Source organism: Oleiphilus sp. HI0123, assembly GCF_001635315.1.
Map to the genome: position 1 here is coordinate 1 of NZ_LWGE01001439.1, position 1,822 is coordinate 1,822.

The window sequence follows — 1,822 nt, forward strand, 5'->3', positions numbered from 1 at the left end:
AATGACCGCTCTGCCCAAACTCCAGCCCTAGATTTGAGATAGTTATGCTAATTTTGTACAAGTTGAACTCCGAAATTTTAGTCTCTAATACAAATCCATTTGATACCCATACATCGTATTAAACCTTTTGGTTGATAAACTCATTAACTCCATGACGAAGAAGATGATGATGAAGATGATGATAGAAAAGCATCGCGTCGCTCGGCGGAGCTTTTCGACAGGTCCCGTGGTAGCGGCTTATGAACTCAAGGTGGACGCGGGGGAGGTGCGGCGAGATAACGCTCAAGTCGCTCTGGCGGCAAAATTGGATGCCCTGCACGAGTCTCTTGTCTCGCTCCCACCAGTACCTTTGCTTACCGACGATCCGACAGAGAGCAGCCGTAAAAGCAGCAGTCCACTGTTACTGGCACGATCCATGGCATCCGCCCAGTCCTTTCTTCGAAAGAAGTTCCATTTGTGGTCTTTTGGTCCACCACCGCGGGGCATTTACATTCATGGACCGGTCGGGGTCGGTAAGAGTTTTCTAATGGATCTCTTTTACGCGTCGGTTAATGTTCCTGATGATGATTCTCGCTGTAATAATTCCAGCCACAAACACGCAAAAATTACCAAACGCCGCGTCCACTTTCATGAATTCATGCTAGACGTCCATCATCGAATCTTTGTCTACAAAAAGAAGCACCCAAGGGGTGATGCTATTCCCATCATTGCGAAACAATTGGCACAAGAAGCCCAACTCCTCTGTTTCGATGAATTTCAAGTGACAGACGTTGCCGATGCCATGATTTTGAAAAGACTGTTTTTATTATTATTGGATTGGAATGTCGTGGTAGTGGCCACCTCGAATCGCTCCCCCGATGCCTTGTATAAGGGAGGCATTAACCGATCCCTCTTTATGCCATTCATAGACATGTTAAAACACACGTTCGACATTTTTTCCATGGAGGGTTCCACTAAGGATTATCGACTCGAAACTCGAGCGGATGGTCAATCCTATTTTTGGTCAAACAAGGATGTTCATGGCGATAATAATAGTAATAACAACACGCAGGCGAAGTTGGAAGAAATATTTGGTGGCACTGCATCCGGAACTGAGGCTGAGGTCATTCAAGTTCGCTTCGGTCGCACCGTCCAGGTCGCCCGATTGAATGACCGGTGCGCCTGGTTTGACTTTTCCGAGTTGTGCTACCAACCGCTCGGCGCGGCCGATTATCTTTCCCTCTGCGACCGATTTCCGGTCCTCATTATGGACAGCGTCCCCCAATTGGGCGCCAACCACCTCAACGAAGCGCGACGATTCGTGAACCTCATTGACGCGTGTTATGAATCTCGCACCCGCTTGGTGCTAGCGGCACAAGTCCCGCTCGACGAATTATTTGTCGATTTTGAAGCGCAAGTCGAAAGCAGAGATGGAGATGTAGAATTGTTTGTCAGTGAGAAGGGGGGAAACTCGAGTTCCTTTGCGACGACCATGATTCGCACCAAAGAGGGGGAACATTTGGAGTGGTCGGCGACGGGTCTAATTGGCGTGTCACTGGCACAATTCTCGTCCGCCAATGATCTCGCCTTTTCCTTTCGACGAGCCGCGTCTCGATTGGTAGAAATGGGTGGAAAGAAATGGGGGCGGCAATGACGACTGTGGAGAGGCTGAATTAAGTGGCTAAAGACCTTGTGAATGTCAGCTTCGCGGACGTTTAGGCCCTTAGAACTGACTTCTTGTGTTGATGTCGTGTCGAGGCAGCATTGTGCCTGGGCCTACTATTGAAGATTGATGCCAGTTTGACCTGATTGTCATAGAAATTCAGACACTGATAGTTCTAGC

The 1,822-nt window shown here is 48.5% G+C and carries 1 protein-coding gene; it reads left to right on the forward strand.

What is annotated here, in order from left to right; all coding sequences use genetic code 11:
* Positions 1–127 precede the first annotated feature (127 nt).
* Entirely contained in the window at positions 128–1,633 is a 1,506-nt protein-coding gene (gene zapE, locus A3761_RS18700) for a cell division protein ZapE (protein WP_197469973.1), read from the forward strand.
* Positions 1,634–1,822 lie beyond the last annotated feature (189 nt).